This is a genomic window from Paraburkholderia sp. UYCP14C, assembly GCF_004197395.1.
GTDB lineage: Bacteria > Pseudomonadota > Gammaproteobacteria > Burkholderiales > Burkholderiaceae > Paraburkholderia.
This window is the reverse complement of record NZ_SELS01000385.1, coordinates 1-304: the sequence shown is the minus strand read 5'-3', so window position 1 is coordinate 304 and position 304 is coordinate 1. Positions and strand designations below refer to the sequence as shown.

Below are 304 nucleotides of genomic sequence, written 5' to 3'. Positions count from 1 at the left end.
CTGCTTCCCGAGGACACGAAGGTGCGCTCTTCGAAGTATCTCAATAATCTGATCGAACAGGACCATCGTCACATCAAGTCAAGAACGAACGTGATGCTTGGATTCAAACGGTTCAGAAGTGCCGCGATCACGATTTCCGGCATCGAGTTGATGCATCGCATTCGCAAGGCGCAGTTCGACCTCTGCGCGCTCAGGCTCAGCGATACCACCGCGCCCGCGGTTTGGAACGCCGTCCTGTTCAATCGATAAGGTATCCAAATCTATAAAGATTATTTCGACCACGCTACCTATTTGCACCGGAGCC

Annotated in this window: 1 protein-coding gene; it reads left to right on the top strand. The window is 52.3% G+C overall.

The genetic code is table 11. The annotated features are described in order from the left end of the window. Positions 1-249, top strand: a 249-nt coding sequence (locus EVC45_RS45315) for a DDE-type integrase/transposase/recombinase (protein WP_129964427.1), incomplete at its 5' end; no start/stop codon positions are given. Positions 250-304 lie beyond the last annotated feature (55 nt).